Annotated in this window: 26 protein-coding genes; 11 read left to right on the top strand and 15 right to left on the bottom strand. The window is 73.7% G+C overall.

Translation table 11 applies throughout. From position 1 onward, the window contains the following. Positions 1-4: 4 nt before the first annotated feature. The 6 genes from KIS93_RS16810 to KIS93_RS16785 are packed head-to-tail and all read right to left on the bottom strand — an operon-like array spanning position 5 to position 5,728. Positions 5-1,120 carry a vWA domain-containing protein gene (locus KIS93_RS16810; protein WP_080036695.1) on the bottom strand — a complete coding sequence of 372 codons (1,116 nt, stop codon included), beginning with the start codon at positions 1,118-1,120 and terminating at the stop codon, positions 5-7. Next, positions 1,113-1,970 carry an AAA family ATPase gene (locus tag KIS93_RS16805; protein WP_080036696.1) on the bottom strand — a complete coding sequence of 286 codons (858 nt, stop codon included), beginning with the start codon at positions 1,968-1,970 and terminating at the stop codon, positions 1,113-1,115. The genes KIS93_RS16810 and KIS93_RS16805 overlap by 8 nt, the downstream gene beginning before the upstream one ends. Continuing rightward, the gene (locus KIS93_RS68360; protein ID WP_080036697.1) at positions 1,960-2,976 is read right to left on the bottom strand and encodes a xanthine dehydrogenase family protein molybdopterin-binding subunit; all 1,017 of its coding nucleotides are present in this window, start codon (positions 2,974-2,976) and stop codon (positions 1,960-1,962) included. Before KIS93_RS68360 ends, KIS93_RS16805 begins: the two co-directional genes overlap by 11 nt. A 3-nt stretch (positions 2,977-2,979) precedes the next feature. Further along, positions 2,980-4,359: a xanthine dehydrogenase family protein molybdopterin-binding subunit gene (locus tag KIS93_RS68355; RefSeq protein WP_080036698.1), complete on the bottom strand. Its 1,380-nt coding sequence runs from the start codon at positions 4,357-4,359 to the stop codon at positions 2,980-2,982. Further along, positions 4,359-4,937 carry a (2Fe-2S)-binding protein gene (locus tag KIS93_RS16790; RefSeq protein WP_080036699.1) on the bottom strand — a complete coding sequence of 193 codons (579 nt, stop codon included), beginning with the start codon at positions 4,935-4,937 and terminating at the stop codon, positions 4,359-4,361. Before KIS93_RS16790 ends, KIS93_RS68355 begins: the two co-directional genes overlap by 1 nt. Before the next feature lie 11 nt (positions 4,938-4,948). After that, positions 4,949-5,728, bottom strand: coding sequence for an FAD binding domain-containing protein (locus KIS93_RS16785; protein ID WP_186404278.1), 780 nt, complete (start codon positions 5,726-5,728; stop codon positions 4,949-4,951). Positions 5,729-5,833: 105 nt separating this feature from the next. On the opposite strand from KIS93_RS16785, the gene KIS93_RS16780 reads away from it, so the two are divergent. Continuing rightward, entirely contained in the window at positions 5,834-6,616 is a 783-nt protein-coding gene (locus KIS93_RS16780) for a GntR family transcriptional regulator (protein WP_155126445.1), read from the top strand. 24 nt (positions 6,617-6,640) lie between these two features. Here the strand turns inward: KIS93_RS16780 and KIS93_RS16775 are convergent, their stop codons facing one another. After that, positions 6,641-7,681: a serine hydrolase domain-containing protein gene (locus tag KIS93_RS16775; RefSeq protein ID WP_186404277.1), complete on the bottom strand. Its 1,041-nt coding sequence runs from the start codon at positions 7,679-7,681 to the stop codon at positions 6,641-6,643. Positions 7,682-7,783: 102 nt separating this feature from the next. Further along, the gene (locus KIS93_RS16770; protein WP_080036703.1) at positions 7,784-8,533 is read right to left on the bottom strand and encodes a DeoR/GlpR family DNA-binding transcription regulator; all 750 of its coding nucleotides are present in this window, start codon (positions 8,531-8,533) and stop codon (positions 7,784-7,786) included. Between the two features lie 50 nt (positions 8,534-8,583). On the opposite strand from KIS93_RS16770, the gene KIS93_RS16765 reads away from it, so the two are divergent. Next, positions 8,584-8,940, top strand: a complete 357-nt coding sequence (locus tag KIS93_RS16765; protein ID WP_222107497.1) for a hypothetical protein — start codon at positions 8,584-8,586, stop codon at positions 8,938-8,940. Between the two features lie 6 nt (positions 8,941-8,946). Here the strand turns inward: KIS93_RS16765 and KIS93_RS16760 are convergent, their stop codons facing one another. Next, a complete protein-coding gene (locus KIS93_RS16760) occupies positions 8,947-9,669 on the bottom strand; it encodes a CAP domain-containing protein (protein WP_155129479.1) in 723 nt (240 codons plus the stop codon). A gap of 398 nt (positions 9,670-10,067) precedes the next feature. On the opposite strand from KIS93_RS16760, the gene KIS93_RS16755 reads away from it, so the two are divergent. Then, the gene (locus tag KIS93_RS16755) at positions 10,068-11,621 is read left to right on the top strand and encodes a serine/threonine-protein kinase (protein ID WP_080036705.1); all 1,554 of its coding nucleotides are present in this window, start codon (positions 10,068-10,070) and stop codon (positions 11,619-11,621) included. Then, positions 11,618-13,186 (top strand): serine/threonine-protein kinase, encoded by a 1,569-nt coding sequence (locus tag KIS93_RS16750; RefSeq protein ID WP_080036706.1) that lies wholly within the window; start codon positions 11,618-11,620, stop codon positions 13,184-13,186. Before KIS93_RS16755 ends, KIS93_RS16750 begins: the two co-directional genes overlap by 4 nt. Positions 13,187-13,192: 6 nt before the next feature. On the opposite strand, the gene KIS93_RS16745 is transcribed toward KIS93_RS16750, so the two are convergent. From KIS93_RS16745 to KIS93_RS16735, 3 genes are all read right to left on the bottom strand, one after another. Further along, positions 13,193-13,528 (bottom strand): hypothetical protein, encoded by a 336-nt coding sequence (locus KIS93_RS16745; protein ID WP_080036707.1) that lies wholly within the window; start codon positions 13,526-13,528, stop codon positions 13,193-13,195. A 237-nt stretch (positions 13,529-13,765) separates the two neighbouring features. After that, positions 13,766-14,608: an oxidoreductase gene (locus KIS93_RS16740; protein WP_080046463.1), complete on the bottom strand. Its 843-nt coding sequence runs from the start codon at positions 14,606-14,608 to the stop codon at positions 13,766-13,768. A 76-nt stretch (positions 14,609-14,684) separates the two neighbouring features. Beyond that, a complete protein-coding gene (locus KIS93_RS16735; protein WP_080036708.1) occupies positions 14,685-15,737 on the bottom strand; it encodes an alpha/beta fold hydrolase in 1,053 nt (350 codons plus the stop codon). 303 nt (positions 15,738-16,040) lie between these two features. Between KIS93_RS16735 and KIS93_RS16730 the strand changes: the two genes are divergently transcribed. The 3 genes from KIS93_RS16730 (at position 16,041) to KIS93_RS16720 (ending at position 17,299) form a co-directional block, all read left to right on the top strand. Beyond that, positions 16,041-16,613: a TetR family transcriptional regulator gene (locus KIS93_RS16730; protein ID WP_186404276.1), complete on the top strand. Its 573-nt coding sequence runs from the start codon at positions 16,041-16,043 to the stop codon at positions 16,611-16,613. A gap of 91 nt (positions 16,614-16,704) precedes the next feature. Further along, positions 16,705-17,130 (top strand): organic hydroperoxide resistance protein, encoded by a 426-nt coding sequence (locus tag KIS93_RS16725; RefSeq protein WP_080036710.1) that lies wholly within the window; start codon positions 16,705-16,707, stop codon positions 17,128-17,130. A gap of 1 nt (position 17,131) precedes the next feature. Next, positions 17,132-17,299 (top strand): hypothetical protein, encoded by a 168-nt coding sequence (locus tag KIS93_RS16720; protein WP_168007479.1) that lies wholly within the window; start codon positions 17,132-17,134, stop codon positions 17,297-17,299. A 210-nt stretch (positions 17,300-17,509) separates the two neighbouring features. On the opposite strand, the gene KIS93_RS16715 is transcribed toward KIS93_RS16720, so the two are convergent. Continuing rightward, on the bottom strand, positions 17,510-17,899 hold the full coding sequence (locus KIS93_RS16715; RefSeq protein ID WP_080036711.1) for a YybH family protein: 390 nt from the start codon (positions 17,897-17,899) through the stop codon (positions 17,510-17,512). Positions 17,900-18,044: 145 nt separating this feature from the next. Here KIS93_RS16715 and KIS93_RS16710 point away from each other — a divergent pair, with 145 nt between their 5' ends. The 3 genes from KIS93_RS16710 to KIS93_RS16700 are packed head-to-tail and all read left to right on the top strand — an operon-like array spanning position 18,045 to position 20,621. Continuing rightward, a complete protein-coding gene (locus tag KIS93_RS16710) occupies positions 18,045-18,956 on the top strand; it encodes an SDR family NAD(P)-dependent oxidoreductase (protein WP_080036712.1) in 912 nt (303 codons plus the stop codon). Between the two features lie 33 nt (positions 18,957-18,989). Then, positions 18,990-19,787 carry an alpha/beta fold hydrolase gene (locus tag KIS93_RS16705; protein WP_230465972.1) on the top strand — a complete coding sequence of 266 codons (798 nt, stop codon included), beginning with the start codon at positions 18,990-18,992 and terminating at the stop codon, positions 19,785-19,787. 51 nt (positions 19,788-19,838) lie between these two features. After that, entirely contained in the window at positions 19,839-20,621 is a 783-nt protein-coding gene (locus tag KIS93_RS16700; RefSeq protein ID WP_080036713.1) for a MerR family transcriptional regulator, read from the top strand. Here the strand turns inward: KIS93_RS16700 and KIS93_RS16695 are convergent, their stop codons facing one another. Next, complete coding sequence (locus KIS93_RS16695; RefSeq protein WP_080036714.1) at positions 20,622-21,557, bottom strand: NADP-dependent oxidoreductase; 936 nt, start codon at positions 21,555-21,557, stop codon at positions 20,622-20,624. It lies immediately after the preceding gene. A 139-nt stretch (positions 21,558-21,696) separates the two neighbouring features. Here KIS93_RS16695 and KIS93_RS16690 point away from each other — a divergent pair, with 139 nt between their 5' ends. Continuing rightward, positions 21,697-22,539, top strand: coding sequence for a helix-turn-helix transcriptional regulator (locus KIS93_RS16690; RefSeq protein WP_222107495.1), 843 nt, complete (start codon positions 21,697-21,699; stop codon positions 22,537-22,539). Here KIS93_RS16690 and KIS93_RS16685 read toward each other — a convergent pair whose 3' ends face one another. Further along, positions 22,540-24,678 carry a hypothetical protein gene (locus KIS93_RS16685; RefSeq protein WP_080036716.1) on the bottom strand — a complete coding sequence of 713 codons (2,139 nt, stop codon included), beginning with the start codon at positions 24,676-24,678 and terminating at the stop codon, positions 22,540-22,542. Positions 24,679-24,709 lie beyond the last annotated feature (31 nt).

The raw sequence follows: 24,709 nt of genomic DNA, 5'->3' as shown, positions 1-24,709 counted from the left end.
GTGATCACTCCCTGGCCAAGGTCTGTACCTGCTCGTACGCCGTCCGCAGGTCCCGTACGCCCGCGAGCGCGTCCACGCTGCCCAGCACGGCCGCCATGCCGCGGGTGACCGGCTGGTACGCCGGGTCGCAGGCGAGCGGCGTCCACCACAGCAACCGGTGGCCCAGCAGCGACAACCGGCGCACGGCGGCCTCCATGGGCAGGGGGTCGCCGCGTTCCAGCCCGTCGGACAGCACGATCACCAGGGCGCCGCGCGCCATCGTGACGTGGCGGGCGTTGCCGAGGAACTCCTGGAGCGAGGGGCCGATCCGGGTGCCGCCCTCGGCGTCCAGCACGACCTCGCTCAGCGCGGCCACGGCCGCGTCGACGTCCCGCGCCCGCAGCGGCTCGGTGACGCGGGTCAGCCGGGTGCCGAACGTGAACACCTCGACGCGGTCGAGGCAGCCGACCATGGCGTGCGCGAAGCGGAGGTAGGCGGCGCTGTGCTGCTTCATCGACCCCGACACGTCGATGAGCAGCAGCACCCGGCGCTGCCGCCGGGGCCGGTTGCGCCGCCGCAGCGTGACGATCTCGCCGTGGCTGCGGCGGGACTCGCGGCAGATCCTGGCGACGTCGATCCACGGGCCGCGGCGGGCGGGCCGGCGGCGGCGGGACCGTACCGTGGGCACGGCGCCGCGCAGCTCCCGGCGCAGCAGCGCGAGCACGGCCCGCTCGTCCCGGCTCGCGGTCCCGAACGCGGGGCGGCCCACGCGCTCGGAGAAGCCGGCCTCCAGGCCCGCCTCCCCGCCCGGCGCCGCCGCGAAGGGCGCCTCGTCGCCCTTCCCGCGCGGCGCCGGCTCCTCCTCGTCCGGGAACTCCCGCTCGGGGACGGGCCGCGCGCGGGCGGCCCCGAACCAGCGCTCGAACGTGGGGGAGTACACCTCCAGGTCCGCGCGGGAGGCGGTGAGCGTGCTCGCCCCGATCCAGTACAGCTCCGTGGCGTCGCGCGGGCCGGCGGCCTCGATCGCCTGGAGGAAGACCCGCTGCTTGGACACCGGGACGCGCAGGCCCTGCCCGTGCAGGTCCCGCAGGAACCCGTGCACGTGCTCGCGGACCCGCGCCACGAGGGCCCGCTCAGTCACCGAACACCTCCGCGGCGTGCCGGCCGACCAGCGACAGGTCCTCCTCGTACTTCACGAGCAGCCCCGCCGACCTGCGCATCGCCTCCAGCCAGCCCGCCCCCTCGCGGGTCAGCGCCTGCACGCCGCGCGCCCACGACGTGGACTCCGCGATGCCGGGCCGCTTCAGCAGGGCCAGCCCCCTGATCCGGTGCACGGCGGCCACCAGGCGGGCCGCGCTGCGCTCGTCCAGGCCGGGCGCCTGCGCCTGGATGATCGCCTGCTCCCGCTCGGCGTCCGGGAACGGGATCCAGTGATAGAGGCAGCGGCGCTTGAGCGCGTCGTGCAGCTCGCGGGTCCGGTTCGAGGTGAGGATGACGAACGGGACGCTCGCCGCCCTGATGGTGCCGATCTCGGGAATGGTGATCTGGAAGTCGCCGAGGAACTCCAGGAGGAACGCCTCGAACTCGCTGTCCGCCCGGTCGATCTCGTCGATCAGCAGCACCGCCCCCGACGCCGCCCGCAGGGCCCGCAGCAGCGGCCGTTGCAGGAGGAACTCCTCCCGGTACAGGTCGCCGACGCCGCGTCCCTCCACCTCGGCCGCCCGCAGCGACAGCAGCTGCTTCGGGTAGTCCCACTCGTACAGGGCCTGGGAGGCGTCCAGGCCCTCGTAGCACTGCAGGCGGATCAGCTCGCGCCCGAGCACCCGCGCCAACACGTTCGCGATCTCCGTCTTGCCGACGCCCGGCTCGCCCTCCAGCAGCAGCGGCAGCCCGAGCAGGCCCGCCAGGCGGACGGCGGTGAGCAGGCCCTCGTCGGCGAGGTAGCCCTCCGCGCCCAGCCGCCGGCCCAGCGTCTCCTGGTCAGCCAGCACGGCCGGCCCTCAGCTCGTCCAGCCCGCGCAGCACCTTCTCCGGCGTGAACGGCATGCTGGTCAGCCGCACGCCGACCGCGTCGAACACGGCGTTGGCGATCGCGGGGATCGGCGCGTTCGCCGTCATCTCACCGATCCCCTTGGCCCCGAACGGCCCGTTGCCGGCCGGCCGTTCGAGGAACACGCTCGTCTGCTCCGGCAGGTCCGCCGGCCCCGGCATCAAGTACGCGGCGAAGTCGAGCGGGCCGTGCTCGCGCGAGTGCGGATAGTACGGCTCCGTCGACTCGAACAACGCGTGCGACAACCCCATCCACGCGCCGCCCTCGACCTGCTGCGTCGCGATGGCCGGGTTGAGCGCCCGGCCCACCTCGTAGGTGTTGTAGAGCCGCAGCACCTCGATGACGCCGGTCTCGTCGTCCACCTCGACCTCGGCCACCGTGCACGCGTGCGCCTGGCAGGAGTCGGGGTCCATCTCGCCCGTCTCCGGCACCGGCGTGCTCGGCTCCTTGAGGAAGATGCCCCGCCCCGAGATGGTCCGGCCCTGACGGAAGTGAGCGGCCAGCGCCACCTCGCTGACGTGGATCTTCTTCTCCGGCGCCCCCTTCAGCCGGACGAAGCCCGTGCCGTCGGTCTCCAGGTCCTCCGCGTCCACCTCCAGCTCGTCGGCGGCGACCCGCAGCAGCACCTCCCTGGCCTCGCGGGCCGCCATGATCACCGCGTTGCCGACCCGGTGCGTGCCGCGGCTGGCGAACGTCCCCATGCAGTGCGGGCCGGTGTCGGTGTCGGCCGTGTCCACGATGACGTTCTCCAGCGGGACGCCGAGCGTCTCCGCCGCGCACTGCGCGACGACCGTCCGCAGCCCCTGCCCGAGGTCCACCGAGGAGAGCGTGACCACGAACCCGCCCATGGTCGTGGCGTGCACCAGCGCCTGCGACGGGTCGCCGCCCAGGTTCATGCCGGTCGGGTAGTTGACCGCCGCGTACCCGCGCCCCTGCCGTATCGCCATCGCTCAGCCCTCCGGTCGCTCGGCCGATGACATCGCCCGGTACTCCGGCGGCAGGTCGTGCCCCACCAGGTCCGCCGCGCTCTGGATCACCTCGACCAGCGCCGTGCCGGACGCGATCTTGCGGTGGGCCTTCATGTCGCCGTCCCGGTAGGCGTTCTTCAGCCGCAGCCGCAGCGGGTCCATGCCCAGCTCCCTGGCGACGTGGTCCATGTGCGACTCCAGCGCGAAGTCGCCGATCGTGACGCCGAAGCCGCGCATGGCGCTGGACGGCGTCCGGTTCGTGTAGACGCAGTAGCAGTCCACGTGCACGTTCGGGATCGTGTACGGGCCCGGCATGTGCGCCGCCGCCTTGGTCGTGCCGTACGGGCTGTGCCGCGAGTACGCGCCCGCGTCCACGTACAGGGTGACCTGGCGGGCCACGATCCGGCCGTCGTCCATGACGCCGTCCTTGATGTGGATGTGCTCGGCCGCCCGCGTCGACGACACCTGCATCTCCTCGGCGCGGCTGTAGACGTACTTCGCGGGCCGGCCCGTCAGCATCGCGGCCAGGCACGCCAGCGGCTCGACGATGACGTCCACCTTGCCGCCGAACCCGCCCCCGACCGTGCCGCCCACGACACGCAGGCTCGTGGGCGGGACGCCCAGGATGAGCGCCGTGTTGTCGAGGGTGAAGAAGGCCGCCTGGGTGTTGCTGTGGATGCGCAGCCGGCCGTCGCCCTGCGGGACCACGATGCAGCCGGTCGGCTCGACCGGCGCGTGCTCGATGGGGGAGGAGCTGTAACGGCCCTCGATGATCCGGTCCGCCTCGGCGAAGCCCCGCTCGACGTCGCCGAAGCGGATCCGGCGGCACGGGTGCCCCTCGTACACGAAGTGGTTGGTGCCCGCCTGCTTGATGATCGGCGCCCCGTCGGCCAGCGCCGCCTCCACGTCCAGGACGGCGGGCAGGTCCGTGTAGTCGACCACGACCCGGGCGGCGCCCTCGCGCGCGGCCTCCTCCGTCTCCGCGACCACGGCGACGATCGGCTCGCCCCGGTAGAGCACCCGGTCCTCGGCCAGGACCGGCTCGTCGTCCGGGCCCACCCCGATCAGGCGCAGCACGACGTACCAGTTGTTCGGCACGTCCTCGTGGGTGATGACCCGCAGCACGCCCGGCACCTCCAGCGCGCCGGAGACGTCGACCCGGTCGATGCGGGCGTGGTGCCGCGTCGAGCGGTGGATCTTGACGTGGGTCAGGCCCGGCGGCGTCAGGTCCTCGAAGAACAGCGTGCGGCCGGTGACGTGGCCGCGGGCGTCCGAGCGCTGGACCGCCGAGCCGATGACGGTGAAGTCGCCCGCGCGCTCGTCCTTGAAGTACGTGGTGTCGATCGGCGTGAGGCGGCCCATCAGCCGGCGGCCTTTCCGGAGAGCGGCGCGGCGGCGTCGCGGTGTCGTTCCCCGGCGCCGTCGTGGCGGCGTTCCGCGGCGCTGTCGTGGCGGCCTTCCGCGGCGCCGTCGCGGCGGCTTTCCGCGGCCGACAGGACGGCGGTGACGATCGGCTCGTAGCCGGTGCAGCGGCACACGTTCCCGCAGATCGCCTCCGTGACGTCCTGGCGGGTCGGCGCCGGCTCCCGGTTGAGCAGCGCCGTCGCCGACATGATCATCCCGGGGGTGCAGAAGCCGCACTGCGTCGCGAAGTGGTCGACGAACGCCTGTTGCACGTCATCGAGCCGGTCGCCGTCGGCCAGCCCCTCGACCGTCTCCACGGCGCAGCCGTCGACCGTCACGACGGGGATCAGGCACGAGACCGCGGGCCGGCCGTCCAGCAGCACCGTGCAACTGCCGCAGCCGCCCTGCGCGCACCCGCGCTTGGCCCCCGTCAGGCCGAACGTGTCGCGCAGGGCGCTCAGCAACGTCGTGGACGGGCGGGCGATCAGCTCCCGCTCCGTGCCGTTCAGCTTGAGGGTGACGATGGTCGAGGGCATAGGCTCCCCTTTCAGGCCCCGAGCAGGGCACGACGCAGGTGGACGGGGTAGACCCGGGCGCGGTACCACGCGGAGGCGTAGGCGTCGTCGAACGGCTCGATGACGTCCGCCCCCGCCGCCTCGGCGACGACCTCGGCGGTCAGCGGCGCGCCCCGCAGCACGCGCTCGGCGCCCGCCGCCCGCAGCAGGCGGCGCGAGAGACCGCCGAGCACCAGTCGCACGTCGCCGACCAGGCCGTCCTCGACCGTGAGGCGGGCGGCCACCGTGACGATGGAGCCCGAGTTCAGCCGCCGCCGGCTCGCCTTGTGGAAGCGGAACGTGCCCGGCGCCGGAGCGGTGAACCGGATCCTCGTCACCAGCTCGCCTTCGGGCAGGCCGTCCGCGACCACCCGCTCCAGCCGCTCGCGGCGCAGGCCGGCCGTGCCGAGCACGTCCAGCTCGGCGTCCAGGGCCAGCAGGGCGGCGGCCAGGTCGCCGTACGGCTGCGGCACGAAGAGGTTGCCGGCCACCGTGGCGAGGGTGCGGACCGGCGGGGAGGCGATCGAGCGCACGCACCCCGCCAGGTAGCCCAGCCGGGGGTCGTCCTCCAGGTCGGCGAGGGTGGTGGCCGCTCCCAGGGTCACCGTGTCGCCGTCCACGTCGATGCCGCGCAGCCCCGCCTTGCGGAGGCTGACCACCCGCAGGTCGGGGCCTGCCTCGTCGTTCATCCTGGTCAGGAGGTGGGTGCCGCCGCCCAGAGGGACGGCGCCCGCCTGGAGGCTCGCGTGAGCCGCTTCGGCGCTGTCTGGCATCTCAACCGATATCAGCATTCGCGCTCCCATTATCGATATCGATAATTGGAGAGTAGATGGCATGATCGGAGAGTCAAGGCCCCTCTTTCGACATCGGGAGGCTCGTTGCCGGAACCCACGGGCAACCTCGGCCCTGCCCAGCCCGGGGCCCAGCCCGGTGCCCAGCCCGGGGCCCAGCCCGGGGCCCAGCCCGCCCCTCCGCCTGCCCCTCAGTCGGCTGGGCCGCGTTCCGCGCGGCCGACCCTGAGCCGGCAGATCCGTGACGGGCTCCTGCGCCGGATCGTCTCCGGCGAGCTCGGCGAGGGTGACCGCCTGATCGAGACGAAGATCGCCCAGGAGTTCGGCACCAGCCAGGCCCCCGTGCGGGAGGCGTTGCGGCAGTTGGAAGGGCTCGGCCTCATCGAGAGCCAGCCCCGCCACGGCAGCCGGGTGCTGCCGTTCGTCGAGCAGACGATCCGGGAGGCGTACATCCTGCGGGCGGCCCTGGAGGAGACCGCGACCCGGCTCGCCATGCTGGCCGGCACGCTGCCCTTCGACCTTCTGCAGGAGGCGGTCGAGGAGATGCGCCGATGCGCCCGCGACGGCGACGTGCCCGGCATCGGCCTGGCCAGCGCCCGCTTCCACCGGCACGTCGTGCAGGCCGGCGGCAACGCGCTGCTGACCCGCGCCTGGGAGGCGCTGCAGATCGAGGCCCGCACCGCCATCGCCCTCATGGTCACGGGGCCCGAGCTGGAGCGGGTGGCCGAGGAGCACCACGAGCTGCTGGACGTCATGCGCGCCGGGGACGTCGAGACGGCCTGCCGGCACGCCCGCGACCACCAGTGGGCCTACGCCGACACGCCCCACGACCCGTACGGGACCCCGAGAGGCGGGCATCGCGACACGTGACGGGCGCGCGGGCTCTCGGTTGCGTCAGGGCGTGCCCGGCTCGTGGGGTGGCGGCTCGTCCGTTCCGTCGCGGTCGGTGAGGTCGGACAGGAGCCGCATCCCCGCCCCGTCCACCGAACGCGCGTCGGCGCTGAGGACGACGACGGCGGTCCGGCGCTCGGGGATCACGGCCAGCAGGGAGCGGTAGCCGCCGGTGCCGCCGTTGTGGAACAGCACCCGCGGCCCGCCCTTGTCCCGCGCCCGCTCCACCGACAACCACCCCGCGTGCGCGGTCGAGACGCCGCTGATCGGGTGGCCGACGGCGCGGGTCCGCGCGACGGCCTCGGCGATCTCCGCCGGGCCGGACCCGAACGTGGCCGCCGCCAGCCGCAGCAGGTCGTGCGCCGTGGAGTGCAGCCCGCCCGCGCCCGCCAGGGCCGCCAGCCGCCATCCCGGGCGGGGCCGGCCGGAACGCGAGTGCCCGGGCGCGAGCCGCGCGGCCCGCTCGCCGTCGAGCACCACCCGCGTGTCCGCCAGCCCGAGCGGGCGGCAGATCTCCCGCTGGACCAGCTCGTCGTAGCCCAGCCCGGTCTGCCTGGCCAGCGCCAGCCCCAGCAGCCCCCCGCCGAGGTTGGAGTAGCGGAACCGGCTGCCGGGCACGGACCGCAGCCGCGTCCTGGCCAGCCCCGCCAGCAGCACCTCCTCGGTGCAGCCGGCGTAGGGGTCGAGCGAGAACAGGGCGCCCGGCATCAGCCCCTTGGGCAGCCGGGGCAGGCCGGAGGTGTGGCAGGCCAGGTGCACCAGCTCGATCTCCCGGCCGTCGCGCCGCGGCACGGCGGCCCCGTCCGGCAGCAGCTCCCGCACGGGCTGCTCGAAGGCGACCTCTCCGCGCCCGGCCAGCCTGGCCAGGGTGAGCGCGGTGAACGTCTTGGTGATCGAGCCGATCTCGAACACGGTGTGCGGGCCGGCGCCGTGCGTCGCGCGCTCCTCGCCCCGGATCGCGCCGACCGCGACCGCTCCCCGCCGCCGGGCGGCCAGCTCTTCTGCGGTACGGCGGACGAGGTCGTCGAGGGGCGCGTCGGTCACGGCGTCAATGTTGGTTGACGGCGATGTCGCGTGTCAACCCGCGGCCGTACGGGGACGTGATCGTGCACAGGACGGTGAAACGTGCATGATCGTGCAGCAGGGTCAGGGGGCGTGAATGACGGGGATGCCGAGTGCTCGTACCGTGGCGTTGCCGGCGTCGGCGTCCGTGATGACGGCGGCCACCTCCGTCAGGGGCAGGACCGAGAAGCGGGAGGCGGCGCCGATCTTCTCCGAGCTGGCCAGCACGTACGTGTCGGCCGCCTGCCGGGCCAGCGTGCGTTTCATCGCGGCCTCGTCGGCGTCGTCCGTGGTCAGGCCCGTCTCCGGGTGCACGCCTGTGACGCCGAGCAGGAAGAGGTCGGCGTTGACGCCGCGGGCCGCCTCGACCGCGGCCGCGCCGCAGGAGACCATCGAGTGCTTGAACAGCCGGCCGCCGATCAGGTAGACCTCCACGTCGTGGTGCTCGGCCAGGGCGCCGGCCACCGTCGGGCTGTGGGTGACGACGGTGGCGCGCAGGTCGGGCGGGAGGGCGCGGGCGACGGCGAGGGCCGTGGTGCCGCCGTCGATGATCGCGGTGCTGCCGGGCCTGACCAGCGCGGCCGCGGCGGCGGCCACCCGCTGCTTGCCGGAGACCTCGACGCCCTGGCGGGTGGCGTAGTCGGCGATCGCGGGGGAGGCGGGCAGGGCGCCGCCGTACACCCGCTGGCACAGGCCCGCGGCGGCGAGGTCACGCAGGTCGCGGCGGATGCTGTCTTCCGACAGGCCGAGCTCGGCGGCGAGGTCCTTGGCGATGATCTTGCCGTCGCGGGCGAGGCGTTCCAGGAGCAGCTCCCGGCGTTGCGCGGCCAGCATGCACGTTTCTCCTTGTTCTTTCCGATTTCTTCGTATTATAGTCCCATCCCATGATGATTCTCATTGCCGGCCCGTACCGCTCCGGTACGGGCGACGACCCCGAACTGATGGCACGCAACCTGGCCCGGCTGGAGGAGGCGGCGTGGCCCGTGTTCCGCAGCGGGCACGTCCCGATGATCGGGGAGTGGGTCGCCCTGCCCGTGCTGCGCGGGGCCGGCGGCGGCGGGCCCGCCGACCCCGTCGCCGAGGAGATCATGTATCCGACGGCGGAGCGGCTGCTGCGGCACTGTGACGCGGTCCTGCGGCTGCCGGGGGAGTCCGCCGGGGCCGACCAGGACGTGCGGATCGCGACCGAGCGCGGCCTGCCCGTCTACTACAGGGTCGAGGACATCCCCGGCTACCTGTAGCTCCGGTCAGCGGGTGGCGAAGTCCTGCGTCCAGTAGGTCTGGCCGCTGGAGTCCTTCGCCGCGCCCACGCCGATGTGGGTGTAGGAGCAGTTCATGATGTTCTCCCGGTGGCCGGCGCTGTTCATCCAGTCCCGGACCACCTGGGCGGCCGTGCGCTGCCCCTTCGCGATGTTCTCCGCCCAGGCCGAGCCCGAGAAGCCGGTCGCGCGGATGCGGTCCACCATGTCGCGGCCGTCCTGCGAGTCGTGGTCGAAGTAGCCGCGCTTGGCCATGTCGGCGGAGTGGCCGAACGCCGCCCTGCGCAGGCGCGCGTCCGGGCGGAGCGGGTCGCAGCCGCCCTTGGCCCGCTCGGCGTTGGTCAGCCGGACGACCTCGCTCTCCAGCGCCGTCCCGGCGGACGTCGCCTGCGCCGCCGTCTTCCGGGGTGCGGGGGTGGGCGTGGCCGTAGGGGTGACGGTGGGGGTGGGGGTCGGGGTGGCGCAGGTCAGACGGACGGCCTTCGAGGTGGCGGTGTCCGTCGAGTAGTCGGTCGCGACCGCGTAGTAGGTGCCCGGCTTGCAGGGCGTCTTCAGGGTGATGCGGTCCTTCCTGGCCGCGCCGCTCTTCACGACCGGGTCCTCGCCGGGTACGGCGCGCTTGATCCGGATGCGCAGCAGCGCCGGGCGGACGCAGTCGCGGCGGACGGCCGAGGTCTCGATCGTGAGGGCGGTGACGTCCGGGCGGGCCACGGTGACGCGGCACTTGTCCGATTCGGGGGCCGGCTTGGGGGTGGGTGTCGTGGCCGGGTGGTGGGCGCGTCCGCCTGGGGCGTGACCGCCGCGGAGGGGGCGCCCTGCGTGCTGCCGGTGGACGGGGCGCAGGCGGCCAGGCCGAGCACGGCGGCGAGCACCCCGAGGGGTTTGCGCATGGGATTCCTCCAGATCCGGAACACGCTGGACGTCCCGCATCTTGCCATGAAAACGGACAATCCGCCCATTGTGGGGTTTTCTGGTATCGAGTTCCATGGGTGCCGGGGGGCTGGAGCGATGGTTCCCGGCCGGTGTCGCGATGCTGCGAACTGCTTCCCCTGTATACCGACATTCCCGCTATGGTGCTGAAGATCCGTTGATGCCGTTATGGGAGAGTCATGCCGCAGGCCCAACCGCTCCGGGAGGACGATCCCCCCGCCGTGGGGCCCTACCGGCTGCTCGGACGCCTCGGGGCGGGCGGCCAGGGCGTCGTCTACCTGGGGCAACGACCGGACACCGCGCTGGTCGCGATCAAGGTGCTCCGCGACGGGCGGGGCGACGGGCGGCTGGCCAAGGAGGTCGAGGCGGCGCGGCGGGTGGAGCCGTTCTGCATCGCCCAAGTGCTCGACGCCTCGCTGAGCGGGCCCCGGCCGTACATCGTGACCGAGTACGTCGACGGGCCCTCCCTCCAGCAGGCCGGCCGGCACACCGGCGCCGACCTGCAGCGGCTCGCGGTCGCGACGGCGACCGCGCTGGCGGCCATCCACCAGGCGGGCATCGTGCACCGCGACTTCAAGCCCGCCAACGTGCTGCTCGGGCCGGGCGGGCCGCGCGTCATCGACTTCGGCATCGCCCGCTCGGCCGACTCCGGGCCGTCGGGGGCCAGCGGGGTCATGGGGACGCCCGCGTACATGGCGCCGGAGCAGCTCGCCGGAGCGCCGATCGGGCCGGCGGCGGACGTGTTCGCGTGGGGCTCGGTGATGGCGTTCGCGGCCAACGGGGCTCCGCCGTTCGGCGAGGACACCCTGCCCGCCGTCATCAACCGCATCCTGCACAACGAGCCGCAGCTCGGCGACCTGCCCGAGCCGCTGCGCACCGTGGTGCTGCACTGCCTGGCCAAGGATCCGGCGCGGCGGCCCAGCATGCGGGACGTGCTGCTGCGGCTGCTCGGCGGCGCCCAGCAGCAGCCCGCGGCCGTGGGCTCGCCGGCGCCTCCTCATCCGGGCGCGGTCGGGGCGCCGCAGATGATGGCCGGTCGAGGTGGGGGCGCGTCCTGGCCCGGGGATGCGGGGCCGCCGACGGCGCCCCGGCACGGGGCGGGGCGGATGTGGCTGGTCGCGGGGGTCGCCAGTGCGGTGACGCTGGTGGTCGTGAGCGGGGTCGCCTGGGGGGTCACGAACGTCTGGGGGGAGCGGCCTCCGAGTTCGAGCCCGCAGGCCCTGCCCGCGACGACGACCGAAGAACCCGGCCCCACGGCCGAACGCAAGCGCCCGAAGCGCACCCGCACGCCGCACCCGACCCGCACGCCGTCCCCCACCCGCACGCCGTCCCCCACCCCGAGCAGGAAGAGCAAGGAGCCGACCGTCGCGCCCACGACGCGGACGGCGCGGCCCACCAGGACGGCCGCCGAGGGCGGTGGCACGTTGCGGATCGTCTCGCTGCGGGCCCAGGGCGCGCGAACCGCCAACACCCAGGACTGCCAGGTCGGCCAGTCGAACATCTTCGCCGTGGTCGAGGGCACGAAGCTGCGTACCCAGTTCGACTACCAGTGGATCCTGGACGGCAAGGTCGTCGGGCGCTCCACCTCCTACATCGCCGAAAGCCACACCCAGCAGGTCATCGGCCCGCTGGTCGAGCCGGTCGGCTCCCACCGGGTCACGCTCCGCCTGACCTCGCCCAGCACGGTCTCGCGGACGCTGACCTTCCGGATCTGCCCCACCGGGACCGAATGATGGGGCCGCTCAGGGAAGGGGATCCGGCCGCCGTCGGCCCGTACCGGCTGCTCGGGCGGCTGGGTGAGGGCGGCCAGGGCGTGGTGTACCTGGGGGAGGCGCCCGGCGGGCGGCGGGTGGCCGTCAAGGTGCTCCAGGACGGGTACGCCGGCGATCACCGCTTCGCCAAGGAGGTCGAGGCGGCGCGGCGGGTGGAGCCGTTCTGCATCGCGCAGGTGCTGGACGCCTCGCTGGGCGGGCGGCCGTACATCGTCACCGAGTACGTCGAGGGGCCCGCGCTCAGCCAGGCGGGCCGGCACACCGGCGCCGACCTGCAGCGGCTCGCGGTCGCGACGGCGACGGCGCTGGCCGCGATCCACCGCGCCGGGGTGGTGCACCGCGACTTCAAGCCGGCCAACGTGCTGCTGGGCCGCGACGGGCCGCGCGTCATCGACTTCGGCATCGCCCGCGCCATGGGGCACTCGCTGACCGTGACGAGCAGCATCGTCGGCACGCCCGCCTACATGGCGCCGGAGCAGCTCGCGGGCGAGCCGGTCGGGCCGGCCGCCGACGTGTTCGCGTGGGCGGGGGTGATGGTGTTCGCCGCGACGGGGGCGCCGCCGTTCGGGAACGACTCGCTGCCCCTCGTGATCCGGCGCATCCTGCACGACGAGCCGTATCTCGGGGAGCTGCCCGGGCCGCTGCGGCCGATCGTGCAGGCGTGCCTGGCCAAGAACCCGGCGGCGCGGCCCAGTATGCAGGACGTCCTGCTGTGGCTGATCGGCGCCCACACGATCCCGCCGCCACCCAGCCTTCCCACGGCTCCGCCACCCAGCCTTCCCACGGCTCCGCCACCCAGCCTTCCCACGGCTCCGCCATCCCGACAGCCGATGGCCCCGCCGCCCGGACAGCCCATGGCTCCGCCGCCCGGCCGCCCGGACGCTTCTCCGCACGGGCACCCGACGATGCCTCCGGCCGGCAGGAAGAGGGCGCCGGTGCTGATGGGGGTCGGCGCGGTGGCGGTGGCGGGCGTCCTGGTGGCGGGGGCGATCACGCTGCTGCCACCGTCCACGCCCGGCGCGGCCCCGCCCGCCGCCGTCCCGCCGGCCGCCACCACGCCGTCTCCTGCGACGCCGACTCCCAGCAAGCCGGCTGAAAAGGCGACGAAGGCGACGAAGAAACCGGCGGCCACCCCGACCGGACGCCCTTCCGTGAGGACCACGCCCCCGCGCACCCCGAAGACGACGACGGCCGCGCCGAAGCCGACGGACACCTCGGGTGGGGAGAGCGTCCGGCTGGTGTCGGTGACGCTCGACGGGACGAAGATGGGCGGCTGCTACCACCCCAGCACGTTCCCGGTCGCGCGCCTGTCGGGAACCTCGGGCAGGCAGATCGAGTACGGCTACCGCTGGATCGTGGACGGCCAGGACGAGGGCTGGCTGACGGGCTTCCTGACGAACGGGTCGGACGTGTTGCGCCGCAACCCCTTGAGCTCGTTCCCGGCGGGCCGGCACACGGTGGTGTTCCGGCTGCTGACGCACGCCAAGGCGAGCAGGAGCCTGACGTTCACGATCTGCGAGCTGTGAAGCGGGTCAGGCCGCGTACGTGCACTTGAGGGACTGGCTGGGGCCCTGGGCGTGGCTGATGTAGGTGGCGGCGGGGCTGAGGTAGGCGCAGGCGGCGGAGGCGCTGCCGTAGCCGGTGGGGGTCGTGCCGGTGCCGCCGGTGCTCCAGCGGTAGCAGCCCAGGCTGCCGTTGTAGAAGCCGATGGTGGAGGAGGAGTTGACTTTGGCGGCGCAGTAGTCGCCGAGGGAGACGGGGCCGAAGGTCACCTCCACGACCGCCGCGTGCGCGGCCGTGGAGGTGAGGGTGAGGGCGCCGAGGCTGGTGAGCGCGGCGGCGAGGAGGGTGAGGACACGACGGGTCACGGGAACCTCCGGACAGTAAGGCGCCGAGTCGGCGGGGCGGGGCGTCACGCGCACCGGCGGGATGTTCGGGCGTGCACCGCGATACGCTGCGCTGATCGCAGTATTAAATAGGAAAGCTTCCTATGCAATGCTTCACAGCGCATGATCAGCCCATCCTTCTCGTTGTCAAGAGGACGAGTCACGAGGCGGCGCGCGCCACCCCCTGGGTCTGGCGTTCATGGGGTTGCCTCCGGAAGGTCAGCGCTCGCCGGCGGGGAAGTCGGTCGAACGGCTCACGTCGGCCCACTTCTCGGTCTCGGCGGCGCGCAGCTCGCCGGCCTTCTGGGCGGCGGCGACGGCGTCGCTGCCGAGCAGCAGCCGCCGCGGCGGGTTCGCGTCGCGGACGACGTCGATGATGACCCTGGCGGCGCGGGCCGGGTCGCCGGGCTGGGTGCCGTCGCTCTCGCGCCGGAAGCGGTGGATGGCCCCCACGGTCTGCTCGTAGTCGGGGCCGACCGGGTGCATCTCCATGGACGAGCCCTGCCAGTCCGTACGGAACGCGCCCGGCTCCACGATGATCACCTTGACGCCGAAGGGCGCCACCTCGTTGGCGAGAACTTCGGAGAAGCCTTCGACGCCGAACTTCGCCGTCTGGTAGGCGCCCATGCCGGGCGTGCCGCCGACGCGCCCGCCGATGGAGGAGACCTGCACGAAGACCCCCGACCGCTGGGCGCGCAGGACGGGCAGGGCGGCGCGGGTGACGTTCACGACGCCGAAGAGGTTCGTCTCGATCTGGGCGCGGAAGTCGTCCTCGGGCATCTCCTCGATGGCCGCGCTGTTGCCGTAGCCGGCGTTGTTGACGACCACGTCGAGGCGGCCGAAGGCGCCGGTGGCCGCCTCGACGGCCCGGACGGCCGCGGCGGCGTCGGTCACGTCGAGCGCGACCGCCCGCACGCGGTCGCCGTGCCGGGCCACCAGGTCGTCGAGCTGCTTGGGGTCGCGGGCGGTGGCGACGACGTGGTTTCCGGCGTCGAGGACGGCTTCGGCGAGGCGGCGCCCGAGGCCGCGGGACGCGCCGGTGATGAGCCAGGTCTTGGCCATGGGGATCTCCTTGTGCACTCTAACTGTCTCATTAGCGTAGCACTTAGAGAGTGAACCTACGCGAGACCGTGACGGATCAGCGGTGGTCGACGTCCACGACGGCCTGCGCGAACGCCGTCGGCGCCTCCTGCGGCAGGTCGTGGCCGATGCCCGGCAGCGTCCGGTGCTCGTAGGCGCCGGTGAACCGGTCGCGGTAGCCGCTGTCGTTCGGCGCGGTGAAGGGGTCGAGCTCGGCGTCGAGGACGATCGTCGGCACCGTGATGACCGGCCGCGCCTGGAGCCGCTGCTCGACCGCGTCGTAGCGGCGCTCGCCTTCGGCCAGGCTCAGCCGCCAGCGGTAGTTGTGGATCACGATGGCGGCGTAGTCGGGGTTGTCGAAGGCGGCGGCCGTGCGGTCGAAGGTGGCGTCGTCGAACTTCCACGTCGGGGAGACGGTGTCCCAGACCAGGCGGGCCAGCTCGCGCCGCTTGTCCTTGTCCTGCATGGCCAGGCGGCCGCGCTCGGTGGCGAAGTAGTACTGGTACCACCAGGCGTACTCGGCCTTGGGCGGCAGCGGGGAGAGGTTGGCCTGGAGGTTGGTGATGAGGTAGCCGCTCACCGACACCAGGGCCTTGCAGCGCTGCGGGTAGAGCGCCGCGATGATGTCGGCGGTCCTCGACCCCCAGTCGAAGCCGGCGAGCACCGCCTTCTCGATCTTGAGTGCGTCCATGAGCGCGACGATGTCCAGGGCGATCGCCGACTGCTGGGCGTTGCGCACCGTACGGGAGGACAGGAACCGCGTCGTCCCGTGACCGCGCAGGTAGGGCACGATCACGCGGTAACCCTGCGCCGCCAGCAGCGGGGCCACGTCCACGAAGCTGTGGATGTCGTACGGCCAGCCGTGCAGGCAGATCACCACCGGCCCGCGCGCCGGCCCCAGCTCGGCGTAGCCGACGTTCAGCACGCCCGCCCTGACCTGCTTCAGCACCGGGAACGAGGTGTGCGTGCCGGGCGTGACGGGCGGCAGCGTCGGGGCCGTGCCCCGCGCGTCCGCGGCGGCGGTGGAGAGGGCGGGCAGGCCCGCCAGCGAGGCGACGGTCGCGCCGGTCGCCAGACCGACGACCTTGCCGAAGGTGCGCCTGTTCATCATGGAAGTCCTCCGTGTGTCCGGCCGCGCGGTTCGCGGCCTGCTCCTACTGTCGTCCGGCGGAGGATTGCGCACATCAGTCAGATGACGGCGGGATACCGGGGCACGCTACCCGCGCCGGCCAGGCGGAATCCCGGTCCGAGCAGGACACGGCGGCCCGGGCGGCGGAAGCGTTCAGTCATTCGACTGTGCGTAGCCGCCCGCCGGCAGGCACGGGCAAAAGCGATCTCAACCGCCTCATGTGCGTAGCGCTTGAAGGGTTAGATTCCACTTGTCCGTGACAGGAAAGCCGGTACCTTTGGCGAGGTGAGAGCAGATGCGACACGCAACCTCGAACGCGTCCTGAGTACGGGCGCCCGCATGCTCGCCGACGACCCCTCGGCGACCATCGCCGCCATCGCCGCCGCGGCAGGGGTGGACCGTCGCACCGTCTATCGCCGCTTCGCCTCCCGCGAAGAGCTCATGGCCGCCGTCTACGGAGCACGATACGACGCGGTCGAGGAGGCGGTGGCGGCGGCCCGGCTGCGCGAGGCCCCCGTGGCGGTGGCGCTGCACCGGTACGCCGAGGGCATCATCGCCGTCAACCGCAAATGGCCGGTGGAGACGAGCCGCATGCTGCGCGAGGAGGCGATCCGCGAGCGCCGCCGCCGCCTGATCGAGGAGGTGGACCTGTTCCTGCGGCGGGCCACCGACGAGGGGCTGCTGCGCTCCGACCTGCCGCCCGGCTGGGTGGCGACCGTCCTGCCGTCGCTGCTGGAGCACGCCGCCGAGCGGCTGCCCGGCCTGAGCCCGGCGCAGGCGGCCGACGTCGTGGTGGACACGCTGCTGCGCGGTGCAGGCGCCGCGCCGCCGAGTCCCGTACGAGCGTCACCGGCTTGACAGGTGACGCCGGAGTTGCCAATATCGTCACCAGTTAAGCCGGTGACGTTGAAGGCGTTCCCCGGCGTACCCGTTCAGAAGGGACATAGCCATGGCTGTCAGCTACACCGGGGTCGTCACCGTCACGGGCGAGGGCCGCAACGGCGGCCGGGTCCAGGCCGACGACGGCATGCTCGACACCACCCTCGCCATCCCGAAGGAGCTCGGCGGCGCGGGCGGCGCCACCAACCCCGAGCAGCTCTTCGCCGCCGGCTGGGGCTCCTGCTTCCTCGGCGCGGTCAGGCGCGCGGCCGCGCAGCGCAAGATCAAGCCGACCAGCACGGCCATCACCGTCGAGGCCACCCTGCACCACGGCGACGACGGCGAGTTCAGCCTCAGCGCCGTGCTCAATCTGGAGCTCGGCGGCGTCGACCAGCGGACGGCCGAGGAGCTGGGCGCGGCGGCCCACCAGCTCTGCCCCTACTCCAAGGCGACCCGCGGCAACATCCCGGTCACCATCAACGCGAAGGCCGCCTGACATGCCGGCCGTCCGGGACGCCGCCGAGACGGCGCGCCGCCGCCGCTTCGGCCGGCTGCCCGAGCGGGTCCGGCCGGAGGACACGGTCGAGGAGCACCCGGCCACCGCCCCCGACCCGGCCCGCTGGGCCTACGACGCGGACGAATGGCTCGTCCGGTACTGCGCGTGAACGGGAGGTCGTCGTGCTGAGTCTGCCGAGCTCCGTGAGAGCGCTGGCGGTGGCCGTCATCGTGGTGGCGGTCGCCCTGGGCTGCCTGGCCCAGGTTTTCTGATCACGCCTCAGGACCGTGCGCCGCCCCGCCGGGGGCGGCGCAGGACGACCCCGACCGTCGAGGCCGCCGCGAGCGCACCAGGGGAGGGGCCCCGGGGGAGCCGCGGGTCAGGTCGTGATCGCGGTGCCCTGGGCGGAGACCAGCTGCCAGGCGCCGGCGGGGGTGGCGGCGTAGACGTGGGTGTAGCGGCTCGCGGCGTGGAACGCGGAGCCGTCCGGGCCGGTGAAGTTCATCCCGGTACGGCCCACGACGATGCCGACGTCCCCGAAGAACCGCACGACGGACTCCTCGGGGAAGGCGTCGATGCGGGGGAAGCTCAGCGAGCCGGAGGCGACCAGGCCGAGCAGCAGCTCCTTGTCGGCGACGGCCCCGTTCTCGACGCTGACCAGGACGAAGTCGTCCGACAGCAGGCTCCGGAGCAGGCCCGCGTCGGCGGCCGTCAGGGCGTCGAAGAAGCTCTGGTCGTGCTGGAGGAGGAGGCTCGGGTCGGTGCTCATGCGGGTCCGTTCGTCGATGGCGGGCGGGCCGATCGTAAACGCTGACGCCAGTGACAAGGTCAAGCTCGCAGTGTCTGGACGCTCGCGCAACTGTCGCGGACGGATGAGTATTCTCCGTCCAGCCTGACGTTCTTACTCTGGATTCATGGCACTCATCACCACTCCGTTCACCAGCAGGACCACCGCCTCCGAGATCCTCGCCGGCGTTGACCTCACCGGCCGGCGGATCATCGTCACCGGCGGCGCCTCCGGGATCGGCCTGGAGACCGTGCGGGCCCTGGCGGCCGCGGGGGCCGAGGTGACGGTCGCCACTCGCAACCCCGCGCCCGGCCAGCGGGCCCTCGACCTGAGCGACCTGGAGTCGGTGCGCGCGTTCGTGGCCGGGTGGAGCGGGCCGGTGCACGCCGTCGTCGCCAACGCCGGGATCATGGCGCTGCCCGCCCGCCGGCTCGCCGCCAACGGCTGGGAGCTGCAGCTCGCCACGAACTTCCTCGGGCACTTCGCGCTGATCACCGGCCTTCATGACCACCTCCGGCAGGCCGGCGGCGCCAGGGTGGTCATGGTCAGCTCGGGCGCCCAGCTCCTCGCGCCGGTCGACTTCGACGACCCGCACTTCGAGCGCCGCCCGTACGACCCGTGGATCGCCTACGCCCAGTCGAAGACGGCCGACGTGCTGCTCGCGGTCGCCGCCGCCCGCCGCTGGGCCGGCGACGGCATCGCCGCGAACGCCCTCGAACCCGGCTACGTCCACACGAACCTGCAGCGGCACCTCGACGCGGACGCCATGCGCGCGGCCGGCGCCATGGACGAGGAGGGCAACCTGCTGACCCCCGCCCACTTCACCACCCCCGAGCAGGGCGCGGCCACCTCCGTGCTGCTCGCCGCCTCCCCGCTGATGGACGGCGTGACCGGCCGCTTCTTCACCCACGACAACCAGGAGGCCGAGGTGGTCCAGGGCGGGCCTGACGCCAAGAAGGGCGTCGCGACCTGGTCCGTCGACCCGGCCGCCGCGGACCGGCTGTGGGAGTACGCCTCCGAGGCGATCGGCGGCCGTTGACCTTGACCTTGGGTCAGGGTGCACGCTGAACGGGTGACCACCACCACCTCCACCTGGACCGGCCTGGTGCCGGTCGACGACACCGCGCTGGCCGTCACCGACACCGGCGGCCCCGGCCGTCCCGTGGTCTACCTCAACGGCCAGTTCGCCACCCAGGCGTACTGGCGGCGGGTCGTCGCCGAGCTCGGCGGCGCGTTCCGGCACATCACCTACGACATGCGGGCGCGCGGCCGGTCCGGGCGGTCGGCGGACTACTCGTTCGAGGCGAACGTCCGCGACGTCGGCGCCGTCCTCGCGGCCAGGGGCGTGGAGCGGCCGCTGCTGGCCGGCTGGTCCTACGGCGCGCCGGTCGCGCTGCACTGGGCCAGCCGCAACCCGGAGCGGGTGCTCGGCGTGGTGTGCGTGGACGGCGCGTACCCGTACGACTTCTCCTACGCCGAGGAGCGGATCCGGCGGCTGTGGCGCCGGTCGGCGTGGCTGCTGCCGCTGCTGGCCAGGATGGGCATGGCCGCGCGGATGTCGGCGCGGCAGCACGCCGACAGCAACATCGAGCTGTGCGAGATCTACGCGGCGCTCGGCCCGGTCCTGGACAGTGTGCCGTTCCCCGTCCGGTACGTGGCCGCGACGGGCGGCAACCTGGGCGGCGGCCGTGCTGAAATGGAGAGCATGCGCGACAGCCTCGCCCCCGTGCTCGCCCGCAACCCGAACATCAAGGTGAGCGCGAAGGTGGCGAGCAACCACGGCACGATCCTGCGCAAGGACTTCCGCGCGGTCGCGGACGCGGTGCGCGAGCTGGCCGCCGCCGCCCCCCACGTAGGAGGGGCCGGCTGAGCGGATGACAGCGGACGACGGGCGGCCGGCGAGTGACGGGCGGCTGAGCACATGACGGCGGGCGTCACGATCGGGCAGGCGGCGGCGTTCGCCGGCGTCACGGTGAAGACCGTGCGGCACTACCACCGGCTCGGGCTGATCGGGGAGCCGCGGCGCGACGCCTCCGGCTACCGGCGCTACGGGTCGGCGGACCTGCTGCGGCTGGTGCAGATCCGCACGCTGGCCGCCGCCGGGGTCCCGCTGGCCGAGGTCGGGGCGATCCTCGACGCCGGCCCCGACCGGTTCGCCGCCGCGCTCGCGGACGTCGAACGCCGCCTCGACGAGCGCATCGACGACCTGGTCGCGCGCCGCGACATGCTGCGCCGGCTGGTCACCGGCGACCGGGCCCTGCTGCCCGCCCACGTGCTGGAGAAGCTGGACAGGGCCGCCGCCGAGTTCGGCTTCACCGCCGACGACGTGACGATGGCCAGGGAGGGCCTGGTGCTGATCAGGGCCCTCGTGCCGGAGGGCTTCGACGACTACGTCTCCCGGGTCGAGCGGGCTCTGGCCGATCCCCGGTACGTCGCGCTGATCAAGCGCCTGTGGCAGGCCGCCGGGTGGGAGCCGGACGACCCCCGCGTCGACGAGCTGGCGGAGGCCCTGGCCGACCACTATCTCGCCGACCCCGGCCTGCTGCCCGTCCCGGCCGCGCTCCGGGAGCGGGCCGACGGCGCGATCCGCTACGGGCTGCTCAGCCGGCACGGGGAGGCGGGGAAACCGGCGTGGACCCGGCTGAACGCGCTGGTCGAGGCGCGGCTGCGGGCGGCCGGCGTCGAGCTTCCCCCTGGGAGGTGATCAGCGCTCCTCGTCCGGCCACGGCCTGAGCACGATCTTGCCGTGCGTGTGCCGCCGTTCGAGCTCGCGGAAGGCGTCCCGGACCTGGTCGAGGGGGTAGGTGCGGGCGATCGGCACGTCCAGCTCCCCGCGCGCGGCCAGGCGGGCCAGCTCGCCGAGCACGACCGCGGACGTCGCCGAGCTCTCCCCGTAGGCGCGGGCGCCGACCTTGGCCGCGGTGTGCCAGTCGCGGATGGTGTTGATGCGCTCGGGGCGCACGCCCAGGTCCACGGCCAGCTCCACGTAGCCGTCGCCCCACGTGTCGATGAACGCGTCCACGCGCCCGCCGGCGGCCTGCCGGACGCGGTCGGCCACGCCCTGCCCGTACGCGACCGGGACGACGCCGTGCTCCTTCAGCCAGGCGTGGTTCGGCTCGCTCGCCAGCCCGATCACGGTGGCCCCGCGCCGCCGCGCGAGCTGCACGGCCAGGGACCCGACGCCGCCCGCCGCCCCGGACACGACGACCGTGTCACCGGGGTCCGGCTCGACCGCGAACACGGTGGCGTACGCGGTGGCGCCGGCCACCTGGAGGGAGCCCGCCACGTCCCAGGACAGGCCCTGCGGGCGGACGGTCAGCGCCGTGTCGTCCACCACGGCGTACTGCGCGTGGCTCGCCCTGCGGTGGGTGTAGCCGAGCACCTCGTCGCCCACCGCGAAGCCGCGCGCGTGCGGGCCCAGCTCCACCACGACGCCGGCCAGGTCGGTGCCCTGCCCGGAGGGGAACGTCGCCGGCCACCGCCCGTGCACCCCGCCGACGCGGATGTACGCCTCGCCCGGGTTGATCCCGGCCGCCTTCACCTTGACCAGCACCTGCCCGGGGCCGGGCACCGGCCGCTCCACCTCTTCCACCCGCAGGACCTCGATCCCGCCGTACTCGTGAAACCGCACTGCCTTCATCGTTCTCCCCTTGCTCCCGTTGTCGGCTGCGGCTCCACCATGCCGCCGCCCCAGGGGGCCGTGGAACGGACCGCTCTCCCTAGGACCGGCGCTCCGAGGATGCGAAGCGACGAAGGGTGATATCACTACCGACATGGGGATGAACCGCGACGAACTCGCCGACTTCCTGCGCCGATCCAGGGGACGGCTCACGCCCCGGGACGTCGGGCTCGTGGAGGGGCCGCGGCGGCGCACGCCGGGCCTGCGCCGCGAGGAGGTCGCCGCGCTCGCCGACATCTCAGCCGACTACTACATGCGCCTCGAACAGGCCAGGAGCCCGCAGCCGTCGGCGCAGGTGCTGGCCGCGCTGACCCGCGCGCTGCGGCTGACCGTCGACGAGCGGGACCACCTGTACCTGCTCGCCGGGCACCGCCCGCCGGAGGGGGCGCGGGCGGGGGAATACCTGCGGCCGAGCATGCTGTACCTGCTCGACCGGCTGGACAGCGTGCCGGTGCAGGTCTTGAGCGACCTCGGCGACCTGCTGGCCCAGAACGACCTGGCGCAGGCCCTGTTCGGCTGCGTGTGCACGGTGGCGCCCGAGGACCGCAACATCGTGCTGCGCTGGTTCACCGAGCCATACGTCCGCGGCCACTTCGCGCCCGAGGAGCACGAGGAGCTGGCCCGGCAGCTCGTCGCCGACCTGCGGGCCGCGGTGGCGCACCGCGGGGACGACGCGGCGTCGCGCGCCCTGGTCACGCGGCTGCGCGCGGCCAGCCCCGAGTTCGCGGCGCTCTGGGAACGGCACGAGGTCGCGGTGCGCCGCTCGCACCCGTACCGGATCGTCCATCCCGAGCTGGGCCGGATCGTGTTCGACTGCGAGCTGCTGGCGACGCCGGCGGCGGACCAGCGGCTGCGCATCTTCACGCCGCCGCCCGGCGGCACCGAGGCGCTGGACCTGCTGCGCGCGCTCGGCCCCCGGCACCGGCACGGCACGCCCGCGTGATCACGGCGTGATCCAGCCGGTCAGGACGCGGGTGTAGGCGGCGTCCACGTAGTAGTCGCCGTGCCCGCGGACCGGCTCGCCGTCGCGCTCGGGGTCCCGCAGGCACAGGTCCACGTCGTTGTCGCCGGCCAGGATCGCCCCGCCGATGGGGTCGGTGCGCCGGTAGAGGTTGCGCCAGGTGGCCTCCGCCGGCCGGGCCGGATCGCGCAGCGCCTGCCGTACGGCCTCGATCATGCCGGCGCCGAAGTAGGCGGGGAAGTAGCGCGCGTACAGGCGGCACAGCGGCGAGCCGTGGGTCAGCAGCCGGGTGCGCGTCCTGACCTCCGGATCCACCTGCAGCACGAGCGCCGCCGCGATGACGCTGCCCTGGCTGTGCCCGGAGATCACGACCCGGCCGCCGCCGTCCTGAAGCAGGCCGCGGACGTGGGTCACCAGCTCGGGGATCACCCGTTCGGCGTAACACGGGGGTGCGAGCGGATGGGTGGCGCGCGGCCAGAACGTGCTGATGTCCCACAGCACCCCGACCGTGCGGCGCAACGCGGTGTTGCTGTACGCCTGCCAGCCGAGCAGCAGCAACCCGGCCGTGAGGCAGATGAGCACGGCGACGCTCAGGGCGATCACCCAGCCCTCCCACGGCTTCGCGGCCGTGACCGTCGTGACGCCCACGGTGGCGATCGCCAGGACCGGGACCAGCGCCAGGGCCGTGAGCACGGTGCCGCAGCGGTCGGTCAGCTCCGCGGTCGCCCACGCCCCGCGCACGCTCTCGCTCACCCGCTCCCCGCGCCGGGGCTCCTTCGCGGCGGCGGACCGCACCCGCAGCAGCCAGCCGGCGACGACGGCGGCCACGAGCAGGGTCGCCAGGCCCGCCGGCGCCGCCCACCAGTGGGCGGCGGGCAGCACGATGGCGTCCCTGCCCGCACCTCCCGGGTACGAGGGCCGGCCCACGATCTCGGCCACCGTGAAGGCCAGCCCGATGGCGAACCCCTTGGTCAGCATCCACGCCAGCAGCAGCGTGACCGGGGCGGCCATCCCGCCCATGGCCCGCCCGTACCGGAGCCCGGCATCGCCCGGGGCGGCGCTGATCCTGGACAGGGCGTAGGTCGGGACGGCGATCGCGACCAGCAGGATCACCTGCGCGAGGAACAGCCAGGTCTGCAGGGCGTGCGAGCCCGGCAGGGCGCCTTCCGGCGGCGCGTACGGCCGTGCGACGACCAGGGCGGCGAAGGCGAGGGCGTAACCGGCCACGGCCACGTCCCGCACGAGCCTGCACGCCAGCTCCAGCCGGCCCACCCAGCCCGGCGCGCCGCCCGCCCCGTAGCGCCTGGCCACCTGGGGCAGCGCCGCCAGCGCGACCGTGACGACGAGCACGGCCAGCTCCGCGACCCACAACGCGGCGAAGAGCGGGCGGGCGGTGAACGGCGCCGCCATCAGGATCGCGATGACGGCGAAGCCGATCGCCACGTGCAGGGAACGCATCCGGCCGACGGGATCGCCGCCGTTCCACATGCCGGGGTGAGCGAGAAGCGGGAGATCGGGATCGGGCGGGGTGCGTTGCCAGTCCGTGCCGTCGGGGCAGTACCGGTCCAGCTTGACCCACGTCAGGTGGGCCACCCGCCAGAGCGCGGCCAGCACCACCAGGGGGAGCAGCGAGGCGAGCGCCAACCGGAGCGCCGGATCGCCGCTCGCGGCCGTGGTCAGCCACCGGACCGGCGGGAACGCCGAGACCTCGGTCGTCCGGACGGACTGCCAGGCGACGACGTCCATCGACGCGGCCGCCGTCGCCGTGATCATCGTGCAGGTGAGCGCCAGCGCGAACCAGCGGTGGCCCACCTCCACCGCGCGGCGCAGCGCGTGCCCGCGCTCCTTCGCGGGCGGCGCGCAGCGGGGCGTCATGAAGAAGGCGATGTTCGACAGCGCGAACGGCAGCAGGAGCAGCCAGAACGCCCGCCACCGCCCGCCGGAGGTGAGGTTGCCCCAGACGTAGGCCTGGCGGTGGACGCCGGGGACGGTGTCGGGGAACGGCGCGTACACGCCGACGCCCGACGCGTCGGCGGTCACCGGCACGGGGTCGGCGAACAGCACCGACTGGGGAGCGCTGCCGGCGACGCCGTGAATGCGGAGCTCTGTGCCATCGGCCATGGCGCCCTCCGTTCTCCGCCGCCCGCCGCCG

This window comes from [Actinomadura] parvosata subsp. kistnae (assembly GCF_900323885.1).
GTDB classification, from domain to species: domain Bacteria; phylum Actinomycetota; class Actinomycetes; order Streptosporangiales; family Streptosporangiaceae; genus Nonomuraea; species Nonomuraea composti.
This window is presented reverse-complemented; position numbering and strand designations above follow the sequence as displayed.